This window comes from Castellaniella hirudinis, from assembly GCF_042651965.1.
Lineage (GTDB): Bacteria > Pseudomonadota > Gammaproteobacteria > Burkholderiales > Burkholderiaceae_B > Castellaniella > Castellaniella hirudinis.
Window position 1 is genome coordinate 402,505 of record NZ_JBHSDY010000010.1, and the last position, 14,172, is coordinate 416,676.

Annotated in this window: 11 protein-coding genes; 6 read left to right on the top strand and 5 right to left on the bottom strand. The window is 65.7% G+C overall.

All coding sequences use genetic code 11. From position 1 onward, the window contains the following. The first annotated feature begins 132 nt into the window (after positions 1-132). Positions 133-858: a sulfurtransferase gene (locus ACFO0J_RS15540; RefSeq protein ID WP_376813988.1), complete on the top strand. Its 726-nt coding sequence runs from the start codon at positions 133-135 to the stop codon at positions 856-858. Here ACFO0J_RS15540 and argH read toward each other — a convergent pair. Beyond that, positions 855-2,264 carry an argininosuccinate lyase gene (gene argH / locus ACFO0J_RS15545; RefSeq protein ID WP_376813989.1) on the bottom strand — a complete coding sequence of 470 codons (1,410 nt, stop codon included), beginning with the start codon at positions 2,262-2,264 and terminating at the stop codon, positions 855-857. The genes ACFO0J_RS15540 and argH overlap by 4 nt on opposite strands. A 157-nt stretch (positions 2,265-2,421) precedes the next feature. On the opposite strand from argH, the gene ACFO0J_RS15550 reads away from it, so the two are divergent. Further along, on the top strand, positions 2,422-2,760 hold the full coding sequence (locus ACFO0J_RS15550) for a P-II family nitrogen regulator (protein ID WP_376814178.1): 339 nt from the start codon (positions 2,422-2,424) through the stop codon (positions 2,758-2,760). A gap of 65 nt (positions 2,761-2,825) precedes the next feature. Here ACFO0J_RS15550 and ACFO0J_RS15555 read toward each other — a convergent pair whose 3' ends face one another. Then, on the bottom strand, positions 2,826-4,397 hold the full coding sequence (locus ACFO0J_RS15555) for a winged helix-turn-helix domain-containing protein (RefSeq protein ID WP_376813990.1): 1,572 nt from the start codon (positions 4,395-4,397) through the stop codon (positions 2,826-2,828). A 140-nt stretch (positions 4,398-4,537) separates the two neighbouring features. Here ACFO0J_RS15555 and ACFO0J_RS15560 point away from each other — a divergent pair, with 140 nt between their 5' ends. Beyond that, positions 4,538-6,697, top strand: a complete 2,160-nt coding sequence (locus ACFO0J_RS15560; RefSeq protein ID WP_376813991.1) for an autotransporter outer membrane beta-barrel domain-containing protein — start codon at positions 4,538-4,540, stop codon at positions 6,695-6,697. 5 nt (positions 6,698-6,702) lie between these two features. On the opposite strand, the gene ACFO0J_RS15565 is transcribed toward ACFO0J_RS15560, so the two are convergent. After that, positions 6,703-7,263: a chorismate--pyruvate lyase family protein gene (locus ACFO0J_RS15565; RefSeq protein ID WP_376813992.1), complete on the bottom strand. Its 561-nt coding sequence runs from the start codon at positions 7,261-7,263 to the stop codon at positions 6,703-6,705. Between the two features lie 99 nt (positions 7,264-7,362). Here ACFO0J_RS15565 and ACFO0J_RS15570 point away from each other — a divergent pair, with 99 nt between their 5' ends. Further along, positions 7,363-8,097, top strand: coding sequence for a pseudouridine synthase (locus ACFO0J_RS15570; RefSeq protein ID WP_376813993.1), 735 nt, complete (start codon positions 7,363-7,365; stop codon positions 8,095-8,097). Here ACFO0J_RS15570 and ACFO0J_RS15575 read toward each other — a convergent pair. Then, the gene (locus tag ACFO0J_RS15575; RefSeq protein ID WP_376813994.1) at positions 8,070-9,053 is read right to left on the bottom strand and encodes a 23S rRNA (adenine(2030)-N(6))-methyltransferase RlmJ; all 984 of its coding nucleotides are present in this window, start codon (positions 9,051-9,053) and stop codon (positions 8,070-8,072) included. The two genes, ACFO0J_RS15570 and ACFO0J_RS15575, sit on opposite strands and share 28 nt — an antisense overlap. Positions 9,054-9,068: 15 nt before the next feature. After that, positions 9,069-9,836, bottom strand: coding sequence for a glycerophosphodiester phosphodiesterase (ugpQ, locus tag ACFO0J_RS15580; RefSeq protein WP_376813995.1), 768 nt, complete (start codon positions 9,834-9,836; stop codon positions 9,069-9,071). 184 nt (positions 9,837-10,020) lie between these two features. Here ugpQ and ACFO0J_RS15585 point away from each other — a divergent pair, with 184 nt between their 5' ends. Together ACFO0J_RS15585 and ACFO0J_RS15590 are read left to right on the top strand one after the other, a co-directional pair. After that, positions 10,021-11,982: a SurA N-terminal domain-containing protein gene (locus tag ACFO0J_RS15585; RefSeq protein ID WP_376813996.1), complete on the top strand. Its 1,962-nt coding sequence runs from the start codon at positions 10,021-10,023 to the stop codon at positions 11,980-11,982. A 308-nt stretch (positions 11,983-12,290) separates the two neighbouring features. Then, positions 12,291-14,171: a methyl-accepting chemotaxis protein gene (locus ACFO0J_RS15590; RefSeq protein WP_376813997.1), complete on the top strand. Its 1,881-nt coding sequence runs from the start codon at positions 12,291-12,293 to the stop codon at positions 14,169-14,171. The last annotated feature ends 1 nt before the right edge of the window (position 14,172 follow it).

Genomic DNA, 14,172 nt, shown 5'->3' on the forward strand with positions numbered 1-14,172 from the left:
CGGGAGAACCACTGGATCGGGCGGATGGCCGCGATCGCGGTTTTCGAACGCTGCTGAAGGCCTCTCCTCTATGGTGGGCCGCATCGCGGCATTCCTCTAAAATGCGGCCTGGTCTATTGTTCGCCCGCCGTCATGCCCCTCATTACCAATATTGCCGCCTACCTGTTCGTGTCCCTGGACGACCTGCCGGATCTGCGCGAGCGCATCCTGGCGCAGATTCTGGTGCTGGAGCTGAAAGGCACGGTGTTGCTTGCGCCTGAAGGCATCAATCTGTTCCTGGCAGGCGGACAAGACGGCATCGAGGCATTTCTGGACTGGCTGCGCGCGGATGCCCGTTTCGCGTCCTTGCAGGTCAAATACAGCTATTCCGAGACCGTGCCGTTCAAGCGGGTGCGGGTCAAGATCAAGCGCGAAATCATCCGCATGAATCATCCGGCGATCCGGCCCGAAGCCGGGCGGGCGCCTGCTGTGGATGCGCCGACCCTGGCGCGCTGGCTGGCGCAGGGCCGGGATGACCGGGGGCGTCAGGTCGTGATGCTGGACACGCGCAATGGCTTCGAGGTGGACGCAGGCACGTTCACCGGTGCCATCGACTGGCGGTTGACGAAGTTTTCAGAGTTTCCCGAGGCGGTGCGGGAACATCGTGCGGATCTGGCAGGCAAGACGGTGGTCAGCTTCTGCACCGGCGGCATCCGCTGCGAAAAAGCCGCCATTTTCATGGCCGAGGAAGGCCTGGACCACGTCTATCAGCTCGAAGGCGGCATCCTCAAATACTTCGAGGAAACCGGCGGCCCGGGATTTGAAGGCCGCTGTTTCGTGTTCGACGAGCGTGAAACGCTGGGCGCGGATCTGGCTTAAGTCGCGTCCAGCACCCGCTGCGCCTCGATCCGCACGCGCTCCGGCGCGGTGCCGCCGATGTGCTTGCGGGCGGCGACCGAGCCTTCCAGGGTCAGCACCTGGAACACGTCGTCCTGGATGTCGGCATGGAAGCCGCGCAGTTCGTCCAGGGACAGGTCGGCCAGATCGCAGCCGCGTTCTTCGCAGGACCGCACCGCCAGCGCCACGGTTTCGTGGGCGTCGCGAAAGGGCACGCCGCGCTTGACCAGGTAATCGGCCAGGTCGGTGGCGGTGGCGTAGCCTTGCAGGGCGGCGGCGCGCATGGCGTCGGCCTTGACCCGGATGCCGCCGATCATGTCGGCGAAGATCGTCAGCGTGTCGCGGATGGTGTCGGCGGTGTCGAACAGGCCTTCCTTGTCTTCCTGGTTGTCCTTGTTGTAGGCCAGGGGCTGGCCCTTCATCAGGGTCAGCAGGGCGACCAGGTGGCCGTGGACGCGGCCGGTCTTGCCGCGCGCCAGTTCGGGCACGTCGGGGTTCTTTTTCTGCGGCATGATCGAGCTGCCGGTGCAGAAACGGTCGGCCAGGTCGATGAAGCCCACGCGCGGGCTCATCCACAGCACCAGTTCTTCGGACAGGCGCGAGATGTGCGTCATGATCAGCGAAGCCGCCGCGCAGAACTCGATGGCGAAGTCGCGGTCGGACACCGCATCCAGGGAATTGCGGCAGACCTCGTCGAAACCCAGGGTCTTGGCGACGCGTTCGCGGTCGATGGGGTAGGACGTGCCCGCCAGCGCGGCGGCGCCCAGGGGCAGGCGGTTGGTGCGGCGGCGGCAGTCGGCCAGGCGCTCGGCGTCGCGGCCGAACATTTCCGCGTAGGCCAGCAGATGGTGGCCGAAGGTGACCGGCTGGGCGACCTGCAGATGGGTGAAGCCCGGCAGGATGGTGTCGGCGTGTTCCAGGGCCAGGGCAGCCAGCCGCTGGCGCAATTGCTGCAGCAGTTCGATCGCCAGATCGATTTCGTGGCGCAGCCACAGGCGGATGTCGGTGGCGACCTGGTCGTTGCGCGACCGGCCCGTGTGCAGGCGCTTGCCCGCGTCGCCGATCAGTTCGACCAGGCGCTTTTCGATGTTGAGGTGGACGTCTTCCAGGTCCAGCGACCAGGTGAAGCCGCCGGCGCGGATTTCTTCCAGGATCTGCGTCATGCCGCGCTGGATGTCGGCCAGGTCGGCGGCGCTGATCACGCCGACGGCCGCCAGCATGTCGGCGTGGGCCAGCGAGCCCTGGATGTCGAAGGCCGCCATGCGCTGGTCGAAGTTGACCGAGGCGGTATAGCGTTTGACCAGGTCGGAGACGGGTTCGGAGAAACGGGCCGACCAGGCCTGCGACTTGTTGTCGAATTGATTGTGTGCGGACGGGGTATTGGACATAGTGGACGCATTATAAAGGAGGGGGGCGCCGGACTTGCAGGCGCCGCCGGGCCACGATCGAGGGGACGCGTTCAGCGGTGCATCAGGCCGGGCGGGCATCGTCTGCGCTATATTAAAAGCTTTTCAGCGGAACCCCGATACCATGGCGCAGTTCGACATGAAGCAGATCACGGCGATCGTCAAACCCTTCAAGCTCGATGAGGTGCGCGAGGCCCTGTCCGAACTGGGCGTCAACGGCCTGACCGTCACCGAGGTCAAGGGCTTCGGCCGCCAAAAAGGTCACACCGAACTCTATCGCGGCGCGGAGTACGTGGTGGATTTTCTGCCCAAAATCCGCATCGACGTGGTGGTGGCGGCCGACCGGGCCGAGGGCGTGATCGAGGCCATCATCCGCGCCGCGCGCACCGGCAAGATCGGCGACGGCAAGATCTTCGTTACCCCGGTCGAGCAGGCGGTGCGTATCCGCACCGGCGAAAGCGGCATCGAGGCCTTGTAGGCGGCAGTCTCGGCGCGTGCATGTCCCGAGCAGCATCACCGCCCGGCTTTGAGACGCCGGCGATCTCATGATGCGTCGGTGAACCGCTTCGGAAAATATTCCTTCACTGCTGGTGGAATCACGTCCTCGCCATGCGCGCGGGCCAGATGCAGGGCCAGGCCATGCAGGACGTTCTTGCGATGATGCCGACGCTCGAACTGGCGGGCGGTGGTCCGGTGCAGGTAGGTCAGCATGCGCCGGCCCGCTTCTTTGGGGATCATGGCCAGGGCCGGGGGCGTGTGCCTGGCCTTGGGCGATAGAAAGATCAGACCGATCCAGCCCCGGCTCGCGGGGTCGAGCGCGGACAGTTCGGCGACCATCTGCGCCACCTCGCCGCGCCGGTCGGCGGCCAGCAAGGCGCTGCCTTTCAGGATCAAGAGATAGATGTGAAACTGGGACCCGGGTTCGCTCAGCTCGATCGCCCGGCTGTAGAGTTCGACTGCGCGGTCGATGTCCCCCTGGCAGGCCAGGGTCAGCCCTTTCATGCTGAAGGCGGCGGCAAACGCCGTGCTGGCCTGGAAGGCCGCGTCGGTCAGTTGGGCGGCCAGTTTCAGATAGCCCCGGTCGAGGAAACACAGCACCTTGGCGATGCCCAGCAACAGCATCGGTTCGCCATCGGCCTTGGCCAATGCGCCCGGCGCCAATTGCTCGATATCGTCTTCGACGTCGCGCCATTGCGCATCGGTCAGCGGCGTGGCATCGGGCGACAGCGGCCCCTGGATCAGCTCGGTATAGCGGTTCAAGGCCAGCAGCACCGCCAGCGCCGGATCACCGGGGTTGTCCGCGTGGGCCGCGCGCAGCCGCTGCGCATTATGGCGCCAGCTTTCGATATCGCCCGTGACCAGCACGGCGGCATCGTGCAAGCGCAGCAGCAAGGGCCGGTCGGTCGGGTTGGGCGGCGCGCCGTCCGGCAGTGCGGCATACGCCCAGAGGGCATCGACCAGCGATTGCGCGAAGGCGGCCAGTTCCGCAGTGTCCGGCGCGAGCGGCAGAGTCAGGCGAAACGGTCTGATGGGCGTGTTGGTGCGTCCGTCCTTGAGCACCAGCGCCAGATGCAAGCGGCCGTCTTCGGCCAGCAGGCTGATTTCCAGGCTATGGGCGACCTGGCTTGCCGCCTCCGGCGCAAACCGCCAGTGCGGCAGGCACAGCACCGTGCGGCTGCCGCGCAGCGCCTGGCCGATCTGGGCGCTGAGCCGATCCACGACGGCGGCAGCGTCGGCGTTTTCGCCCAGGCCATACACCGGGCCGACCACCAGAAAGGCCGAGACCGGCTCGACCGCCATCGGGTCCGCGATCCAGAGATAGCCTTCGCCGTATTGCGTGGCGATAAAACGGGGCGCGCGCGCATGGTCTCCCAGCCGCTTGCGCAGCCGGTTCACCAGATAATCGATGTTGCGCTCGTTCAGATCACCCGCCAGATCGCCCAGACCGTCCAGCAATTGTTGCCGCGTGACGAGTTGCTGCGGCCGCCGGGTCAACTGCAGGATCAGGGCGCGCTCTTGCCGGGTCAGGCTCAGGGTCGTGCCGTCGTCCCGCGTCGCAGCACGCAAATCGGGCTGAAAGACGAGATCGGCATAGCGGATGAGGGGCGAGGACATCGCCAAAATTTAACATCCAGGGTCGATGTTGGGGGTATTTGCCCTGTGAGGCACCGGAAACGGTCTCAATCAAATATTGGTGCGAGAGTGTTTTTATACAGTCTCGGCTGGATTGAATGATGCTGCCGGCAAGGAGCCGCATGAACCGCATTGACCGTTTTGTATTCAACCGTGCTTTGGGCGTCATGCAGAGAGGGCGGACGGTTTCCGTGGCGCTGCTGGCGGGGGTGCTGTGTGGGGGTAATGGCGTGGCGTGGGGGCTGGAAGTCATTAAAGTGCTTCCAGGTCAGCAGCATCAAATTCCTTGGGACTATGCTTCTGGAGCATTTGACGGTGGCCACATCTATGAAGGCGGGGACCTCATCAATAATCAAACTCTTGAAAATAAAGATCGCCTCGCAAACGACGGTAAAATCGTCAATCTTAATGAAATCATCAACCGCAGCGAGCTCCTGAACAACGGCGTTTTTATCAACTATGACGTTCTCATCAATGAGGTCACCGGTATTATTTATAACGAGGGTTTTCTTTATCGTTACAGTAATGTCAATACGTCTGGTTCCATTTACAATAAGGGCGTCCTGCACATCGGGGCAGGCGGCACGACAGGGTATTTGGATGGCAATGTCCTCAATGAGGGTGAACTGCGTTTCAACCGCAGCGATGCCACTACGTTCGACGGCGTGATTTCTGGCTTCGGAAATGTCCATCAGGACGGCTCTGGTCGTTTGCGTTTGACCGGTGATTCCAGCGGCTTCAGCGGCGTGACCTGGGTCGACAAGGGCATACTCTCCGTCGACGGGCGACTCGGTGGCGGACTGATTGTCGAGGTGGGGGGCCGTCTGCAAGGCATCGGCACGGCGGGCAGTGTAGTTACTGCCGTCGCAGGCACCATTGCGCCGGGTCACTCCATCGGCACCCTCAACGTCCCCGCTATCTTGTTCCATTCAGGCTCTACCTACGAAGTCGAAGCCAACGCTGCGGGCCAGTCCGACAGGATCGCCTCCACCGGGTTGGCTGCACTTGGCAGCGGCCTTGCCACAGTGCAGGTACTGGTCGAAGCCGGGAACTACCAATCCTCCACCACGTATACGATCCTCACCGCAACCGGCGGCGTCACCGGCACCTTCAAAGACGTGACGTCCAATCTGGCCTTTCTCACGCCTTCGCTCAGCTACGATCCCAACACCGTTTTCCTGACCCTGACGCGTAACGCGGCGTCCTTTGCCGATATCGGCGGCACACCCAACCAGATCGCTGCCGGTAGCGGCGTCGAAAGCCTGGGCATGGGTCATGGGCTGCACGATGCCGTGCTGGGCCTGTCCGCTGATACGGCGCGATCCGCCTTCGACCAGCTTTCGGGCGAGATCCATGCCGCCACGCGCGGTGTGCTCATCGAAAACAGCCGCATGCTGCGCGATGCCGCCAATGACCGACTGCGCAGCGTGCAGGCGGCGACCCCCGCCGCATCCACCCGCGCCCATGTCTGGGCGCAGGCCTACGGCCATTGGGGCCGCAGCCCCGGCGACGGCAACGCCGCCACGCTGAGGCACGACAGCCAGGGTCTGTTCTTCGGCGTCGACCGCCCCTTGGGTGACGGGTATCTGGGCCTGATGGCAGGCCTGGGCCGCAGCCATTTCAAGCTCAATGACCGAAATTCATCCGGCTCCAGCGACGACTACCACCTGGGCCTCTACGGCGGCACCCAGTGGGGCGATCTTGCCTTGCGCGCGGGCGCAGCCCATTCCTGGCACGCCTTGTCGAGCACCCGCAGTGTGGCCATGCCTGGCTTTACGGATCATCTGAAGGCCGAAGCCCAGGCCCGCACGGCGCAGGTCTTCGGGGAACTGGCCTACGGCATCCAGGCGGGCCGCACGCGCTTCGAGCCCTACGTCAATCTCGCGTACGTCAACGTGCGCAGCCAGGGTTTGACCGAGCACGGCGGCGCGGCGGCTTTGGCGACCGAGTCCGAGACCAGCCGTACGACGTTCTCTACCCTGGGCGTGCGCGCGGCCTCGGCCTTTGAACTCGACAGCGGCGCGGCGCTCTCTGTTACCGGCACGCTCGGCTGGCGGCATGCCTTTGGCAATACGCTGCCGGAATCGACGCAAGGCTTCGCGGCGGGCGGCACGGCCTTCACCGTCAGCGGCACGCCCATCGCCCGCAACAGCGCGGTGCTCGAAGCCGGGCTGGATTACCGGCTGAAGTCCAACACCACGCTAGGCATTGCGTACACCGGCCAGCTTGCCTCCGGTGCGCATGATCATGGGGTGCGGGCGCATCTCGAGATCCGGTTCTGATCGGCTCAAGGGCTTGTCGCTGCAGGCCACGCTGCGATCGTCCAGAACGGCGGCAGGAAATATTCCGCCACCAGCAGGGGCTGGCTCAGTCGCGTGAATACCGAGTGCCGGGCCAGAATCGTCTCGTCCTGGGCGGCGCCGACCCAGGTGCCGTCCGCGCGGCGCGCCTTCAGTCGGCCGAAACGAAAGCCGCTGCGCGCAATGCGCGGGTCCCGGTACAGGATGTCGGCCAGGGGGCGTTGGCCCAGGCCCCGCATGGCCTTCCAGACGCCCAGGCTGGCGCGCAGGGGGGTGAAGCTGCAGGCCTGGACGGCGGCCACGTCATCGACCGTCATCAGGATTTCACGCCACCAGACGGGGGCGCCGGCGTCGAGCCCGGCTTCGGCGGCCCAGCCTGGCGTCAGGGCCTCGACGGCTTCGCGGCGCACCGTCAGCCGGACCTCTCCCAGACGTCGTAGCCCGGCGGTCAACGCGCCGGGCCGGTGCAGCCAGGACTGTTGTACGCGGTCCAGCGCGGGGGCGGTCAGGCTGCGCCAGGGGCGGGGCAGGGCGGTGTCCGGAGTCATTGAAAGCAGCAGGCCGAAGGGGCTTTTTCAAGGGGCCTCACGATAGCATGCCCCATTTGGCCTGGACGGCACGGACAGTGCGATAAAATGCGCAGCATCATGGAACCGGTCCGAATCTCAAAACTCATGGCCCAGCGCGGCCTGTGCTCGCGGCGCGAAGCCGACGCCTATATCGAACGCGGCTGGGTGCGCGTGGACGGCAAGATCGTGAACGAGCTGGGCAGCAAGGCGCTGCCCAACGCCCGCATCACGCTTGAACGCCAGGCCGCCCGCCGCCAGACCGACAAGGTCACCATCATTCTGAACAAGCCGGTCGGCTATGTGTCGCATCAGTCCGACCAGGGCTACCGCCTGGCCGTGTCCCTGATCCAGGCGCGCACCCAGCACCGGACGGCCCACGGCGGCGGTCCCGCCTTCGATCCGGCGCACCTGCGCGGGCTGGCGCCCGCCGGACGGCTGGACATCGACTCTCAGGGCCTGCTGGTACTGACCCAGGACGGACGCGTCGCCCGCCAACTGATCGGCGACGATTCCTCGATCGAAAAGGAATACCTGGTGCGCGTCGAAGGCCGCCTGTCGGCCGGCGGCCTGGCCTTGCTGAACCACGGCTTGACGCTGGACGGCCAGGCCCTGCGGCCGGCCCAGGTGCAGTGGCAGAACGAAGACCAGTTGCACTTCATCCTGCGCGAAGGCCGCAAGCGCCAGATCCGCCGCATGTGCGAACAGGTCGGGCTGAAGGTCGTGGGCCTGAAGCGCGTGCGCATGGGGCGCATCGTACTGGGCGACCTGCCCATGGGCCAGTGGCGCTACTTGCGGGACGGCGAACGCTTCTGAGCCGGGGCGCGCCCGGCGCGCGGCGCGGTTCGGCCATCAGCCGGCCGTCGTGACTGGGGCGCGGCTTTGACAGGCGACGCGGCAGAGGCGCCGGCCGATACGGCAGACTGCGCGCTGCTCGTCAGCGTATGCCGGGCATGCTCGTCCTGAGCCAATGTTTTGGTCAGCCAGGGCAGGGCGGCGCGCAATTCCTCGTGCAGCGTCCAGGGCGGATTGACGATGAACATGCCGCTGCCGTGCAGGCCCAGTCCGTCGGCGGACGGTTTGCGCACCGTCAGGGTGGCGTGCACCCACTCTACCGGCAGCCGTTCGAACGCACGGGCCATTTCATGCGCCTGGACGCGTTGCACCAGGGGGTACCAGACCGCGAAACAGCCGGACGCGAAGCGCTCCAGGCCGTCGCGCACCGCCTGCAAGGTGTGGCGGTAGTCCTGTTTGTCCTCGTAGGCCGGGTCGATCAGGACCAGGCCGCGCCGGGTCGGCGGCGGCAGCAGCCGCTTCATGCCGGTGAAACCGTCCTCGCGGGCGATGGCGACCTGGCGGCGTGAGGTGCCCAGGTGCCGCAGGGTGGTCTCCAGCACCTCGATTTCGGTGGGGTGCAGTTCGAACAGGCGCAGCTTGTCCTGTGCGCGCAGGGCGTGCAGGGTCAGCGCGGGCGACCCGGGGTAGCGGTTGGCGACGCCGTCGGGGTTGAAGTCCTGGATCGCGCGCAGGTAGCGTGTGATCAGTTCGGGCGGCTGGGGCGCGCCCAGCAGCCGGTCCAGTCCGTCGATGACCTCGCCGCTCTGGCCGGCCCATTCACCGTCCAGGGCGTACATTCCCGCGCCGGCATGGGTGTCGATCACCCAGTAGGGCGCGTCCTTGTGGTTGAAGTAGTCCAGGATCTGGACCAGGATGGCGTGCTTCAGGACGTCGGCGTGGTTGCCGGCGTGAAAGGCGTGGCGGTAGCTGAACATGGGCGGTCTATCGTTCTATCGGGCCAGGCCGGGCGCATCCGCCCGCACCTGATGCAGTTCATCGGTAAAGACCGCGTGGCAGCCCCAGGACAGTAATTCGCGGGCGCGATCGGGCGTGTTGACCGTCCAGACGGCCAGGGTGGCGCCCTGATCCAGGATGTCGCGCACCGTGGCTTCGTCGGCGTGCAGCGTGTCGATGTTCAGGCCGATGCAGCCCAGGCCTTGCTGGCGGGCGCGCCAGTCGGCCGGGACCGGGCCTTCGATCAGCAGGGCGCGGGGCAATTCGGGCACGGCCGTGCGGGCAGCCTCCAGGGCGCTCTCGGAAAACGAGGACAGCAGCGGCGGCAGGCCGGCGCCTGACCACAGGTACGCGACGGCGCGGGCGACGGCGACGCCGGTTTCGGTCTCGTGCCCCGTGGTCGGCTTGATTTCGACGTTGCTGTGGATGCCGTGGGCGCGGGTGTAACGGGCCACGGACAGCAGGGACGGGGCGGGCTCCCCGGCGAAATCCGGCCCGTGCCAACTGCCGAAATCCAGGCCGCCCAGGGCGCGCCAGTCCAGTGCACTGGCCAGGCCGTGGCCGTCCGAGGTCCGGTCCACGGTATCGTCATGCAGCAGAAAGGGCATGCCGTCGCTGCTGAGCTTGGCGTCGAATTCCACCATTCCGAATCCGGCGGCGGCGCCCGTGCGCATGGCCGCCAGCGTGTTCTCGGGCGCGAAGCGGCCGCCGCCGCGATGGGCGATGAAGGCCGGCCAGGGCCAGGCGGAATGGGGTGTGGGCATGAGCGGGGCGCCGAAGGAGGACAGTCCGCATTTTAGCCAGCCTTTGAGCGGCCGGGGCGCTCCGCGTCCGGGGAACCTCTGATTCAGAGGCTCCCTAGGCGGGTGGGTGTTCCACGGTGGTAAACTGCGGAACATTTCGTGCGCGCGGCCCTGGGGCCGTCAGACTCCAGCAGGTGAGCCGTTCATGTTCGATTTCATCCGTACGCATCAACGCCTGATGCAGTTTCTTCTCCTGGTCCTCGTGGTTCCGTCCTTCGTGTTCCTCGGGGTCAGCGGCTATTCCTTCGTCACGGCCGATCCGGCCCTGGTCGAAATCGGCCGGGCCGCGGTGACCCGCGAGGAATTCGTCCAGGCCCAGCGCAACCAGTTGCAGCAGATGCAGGAAAGCAGCCAGGGCCGTTTTGATCCCGCGCTGCTGGACAATCCCCAGGCGCGCCAGGCGCTGCTGGACCAGCTCGTCGACCGCAGGCTGCAGATTGCCGTGGCGACGAAGGATCATTTCAGCGTGTCTGACGGCGCTTTGCGCCGTGCCATCGCCGCCATGCCGCAACTGCAGGTCGATGGGCAGTTCTCCCCTGATCGCTATAACGAGGTGCTGACGTCTTACGGCCTGACGCCGCGCGACTTCGAAGCCGGCCAGCGCTCCGAATTGGCGCTGGACCGCGTGCTGGGTCCGGTGCGCGACACGGCCGGCCTGCCGGCCCCGGTGCTCGACAGCCTCAAGCGCGCCCTGACCGAAGAACGCACCATCCGTCTGCGGGTCTTCAAGGCCGAGGACCACGCCAAGGAAGTCCAGGTGTCCGATCAGGACATCCAGGCCTGGTACGACGGCCATCAGGATGCGCTGCGCCTGCCCGAGCAGGTGTCCGCCGACTATCTGGTGCTGGACGAGGCCGCCGCCCTGGCCAGCGTGCCGACGATCGAAGAAGCCCAGCTCAAAGACTATTACGAACAGAACAAGACGCGCTATGTGGTGCCGGCGCGCGTCAGCGTCAGCCACATCCTGATCAAGCTGCCGTCCGGCGCTTCCGACGACGTGGCCAAGACCGCGCTGAGCAAGGCCGAAGGCATCGTCACCCGCGCCCGCGCGGAACCGACCGAATTCGCCGAACTGGCCCGCAAGGAGTCCCAGGATGCCGGCACGGCGCGCGACGGTGGCCGCCTGGGCTGGATCCAGCGCGGCACGCTGCCGCTGCCCATGGAACAGGCCGTGTTCGCGCTCAAGCAGGGCGAAATCTCCGATCCCGTGAAGGGGCCGGACGGCTACCACATTTTCATGGCCGATCAGGTTCAGCCCGAGCAGGGCGAGTCTTTCGAGCAGGCCCGCGCCAAGGTCGAGGACGAAGTGCGCCGCCAATTGGCCGCCGACCGCTTTGCCGACATGGCGACCAAGCTGACCAGCCTGGTCTATGACAATCCGTCCAGCCTGGACCCCGCCGCCAAGGATCTCGGTCTGCAAGTCCGGCATGCCGGCGGGATCGCGCGCGATCGCCTGCTGAGCGCCGACGAAGCGGGTGCGAACGCCGCCTCGGCCTCCGACGATTCCGCCATCCTGGGCGACGTGCGTGTGCGCCAGGCCCTGTTCAGCTCCCAGGTTCTGACCGACAAGCAGAATTCCGGCGTGATCGAGATCTCGCCCGATACCATGGCCGTGGTGCGCGTCGGGGAAGTGACTCCGGCCCACGTGCCGCCGCTGGATCAGGTCCGCAAGCAGATCCACGCCCAACTGACGAATGAACGCGCTCTGACCGCCGCCGTGGCCGAAGGCGAAAAAGCGCTGGCCGGATTGCGGGCCCAGCCCGCGGACGAAGGCTTCGACGAACCGGTCACCATCAGCCGCCTGGACACCGCCGGCCTGTCCAAGGACGTGCTGGACACTGCGTTCTCGGTCGAGGCGGACGAGGCCTTGCCGGCTTTCGGCGGCGTGGCGCTGGCGCGCGCCTATGCGATCGTCCAGGTCGACAAGGTCCAGCCCGGCACGACGGACACCCCCGCGCTCGCCGGCCTGGGCCAGCAGATGGCCCGTCTCTGGGGGAGCGTGGAGCAGCAGGCCGTACTGACCGAACTGCGCCAGCAACTGGGCGTCAAGGTCACGGACGCCGGCCGCAAGCTGATCGAGCAGGGTGACAGCGGCGGATCGAATTGATCGCTGATTCGATTTCGTAGCACGCAGTACCTTCAAGGCCCCGGTGATCCGGGGCCTTTGTTTTGCGTGCCCGCTTTCGCTAAGGCAAAACGGCAATTACGGTAGATAAATCGACATATTTGTGGATGGGCGTATATGTGGAAATGTGTAGAATTGACGCGATGCGATAAGCCATTCAGATATTTGTAAGGCTCGCTGGCACAAGTGCGCACGGTATGGCGGCACGTCAACAAAATAATCCGAGGGGATGTTGGATGCGGTGGGGTCGGTTGAGCTTGCGTGCGCGCATGCTGATGGCTGTGGTCAGCATGATTGCTTTAGGGTTCATCGTCACAGTGCTGGTGATGGTGCGTCAGGCATCCTCCATGCAGACAGAGGCCGCCTACGCGTATGTCGAGGCCTTGGCCCGACAGGAAGCCGGCGTCGTCGAACAGGATATCGAACGAGCGATGGCCGCCGTTCGTACCATGGCCCAGACCTGGCAGGGCTTGCGCGCCAGCGGGCCGGGGGATCGGGAGGCTTCCCTCAACATGCTGCGTGAAGTCCTGGCAGGCAATCCGACCTTTCTCGGCGTTTGGCAAGGCTGGGAACCCGATGCATTCGACGCGCAGGATCGCGACTATGCGAACAAGCCCGGGCATGATGCCACGGGCCGTTTCATTCCCTACTGGTATTGGGAGGGGGGCAAGCCCACGTACGCGCCCATCGTCGATTACGACCAGCCGGGGAAGGGGGACTATTATCTGCTGGCGCGTGACACGGGCCGTCCCGTCCTGCTGGAGCCGTTCGCCTACCCGGTCGGAGGGCGCGAAGAAATGATGACCAGCATCGCCATCCCCATCCAGCTCCAGGGAAAAACCCTGGGCGTGGCGGGTGCGGACCTCGGCTTGCAGCGTTTCCAGGAGCGCGTGGCGGCCATCCGCCCCTACGAGACTGGCTATGCCGGCCTGATTTCCCAGGGCAATCGCCTGCTGGCCCATCCGACCCAGGACATGGTCGGTACGCTGATCGAGGCCGGCTCCGAGATCGGGCAGGCCATCAAAAAAGGCGGCGTGCAGGAGTACATCCAATATAACGAGACGCTGGGCACGGATGCCTATACCGTGGTGGTGCCGGTGGCCATCGCAGGCCTGGACCAGGTCTGGTCGTTCTATGTCAGCGTGCCGCTGGACCGCGTGCTGGCGCAGGTGGCCGACATGCGCAACGTGTCCCTGGCCTTGGGGCTGGCCAGCATCCTCATTGTCTCGCTGGTGCTGGCCTGGTTCCTCAATCGTCTGGTGATCCGCCCGCTGGGCGGCGAACCGGCCGATGCGGCGGGTGCGGCCACGCGCATCGCCCAGGGCGATCTGAGCACATCCATCCAGGTGGATGAGCGGAACCAGGGCAGCATGCTGTATGCCATGCGAACCATGCAGTCCCAGTTGGGCGGCTTGATCTCGGGCATTCGGGAAAACAGCGAATCCGTGTCCACGGCGGCCACTCAGATCGCTCAGGGCAACACCGATCTGTCGCAGCGCACCGAAGAGCAGGCTGCCGCATTGCAGGAGACGGCGGCCAGCCTCGAAGAACTGGCCGCCACCGTGCGCCAGAACGCGGACAACGCCAATCGCGCCAATGGCCTGGCCGACAACGCCGCCCGCATGGTCGGCGAGGGCAATGCCGCCGTCAGCGAGATCGTCGTGTCCATGCACGCCATGGCCGACAGCGCTCAGCGCATGAAGGACATCATCGCCACGATCGAAGGCATTGCTTTCCAGACCAATATCCTGGCCCTCAACGCCGCCGTCGAAGCGGCGCGGGCGGGTGAAGAAGGCCGCGGCTTTGCCGTCGTCGCGGGCGAAGTCCGCACCCTGGCGCAGCGCAGCACCACGGCCGCTCAGGAGATCAAGGGCCTGATCGAAAGCTCCGTCACCCAGGCGGAAGACAGCGCTCGACAGGTCGATCACGCCAACCAGGTCATCGGGCGTGTCGTCTCGGCCATCCGCGAGGTGACTGAATTGATGCGGGAAATCGCCTCGGCATCGGGTCAGCAGAGCGATGGCCTGTCGCAGATCAACGTGGCCGTCTCGCAGATGGACTCGGTGACCCAGCAGAACGCCGCGCTGGTCGAAGAAGCCAGCGCAGCGGCGGCTTCCTTGCAGGATCAGGCGAACCGGCTGGTGTCGGCGGTGTCGGTGTTCAAGGTGTAGG

Coding starts and splice junctions, on each gene's coding strand:
- ACFO0J_RS15565 (WP_376813992.1), bottom strand. CDS start 7,263: ATGACTCCGGACACCGCCCTGCCCCGCCCCTGGCGCAGCCTGACCGCC.
- ACFO0J_RS15560 (WP_376813991.1), top strand. CDS start 4,538: ATGAACCGCATTGACCGTTTTGTATTCAACCGTGCTTTGGGCGTCATG.
- ACFO0J_RS15555 (WP_376813990.1), bottom strand. CDS start 4,397: ATGTCCTCGCCCCTCATCCGCTATGCCGATCTCGTCTTTCAGCCCGAT.
- ACFO0J_RS15570 (WP_376813993.1), top strand. CDS start 7,363: ATGGAACCGGTCCGAATCTCAAAACTCATGGCCCAGCGCGGCCTGTGC.
- ACFO0J_RS15585 (WP_376813996.1), top strand. CDS start 10,021: ATGTTCGATTTCATCCGTACGCATCAACGCCTGATGCAGTTTCTTCTC.
- argH (WP_376813989.1), bottom strand. CDS start 2,264: ATGTCCAATACCCCGTCCGCACACAATCAATTCGACAACAAGTCGCAG.
- ACFO0J_RS15540 (WP_376813988.1), top strand. CDS start 133: ATGCCCCTCATTACCAATATTGCCGCCTACCTGTTCGTGTCCCTGGAC.
- ugpQ (WP_376813995.1), bottom strand. CDS start 9,836: ATGCCCACACCCCATTCCGCCTGGCCCTGGCCGGCCTTCATCGCCCAT.
- ACFO0J_RS15575 (WP_376813994.1), bottom strand. CDS start 9,053: ATGTTCAGCTACCGCCACGCCTTTCACGCCGGCAACCACGCCGACGTC.
- ACFO0J_RS15590 (WP_376813997.1), top strand. CDS start 12,291: ATGATTGCTTTAGGGTTCATCGTCACAGTGCTGGTGATGGTGCGTCAG.
- ACFO0J_RS15550 (WP_376814178.1), top strand. CDS start 2,422: ATGAAGCAGATCACGGCGATCGTCAAACCCTTCAAGCTCGATGAGGTG.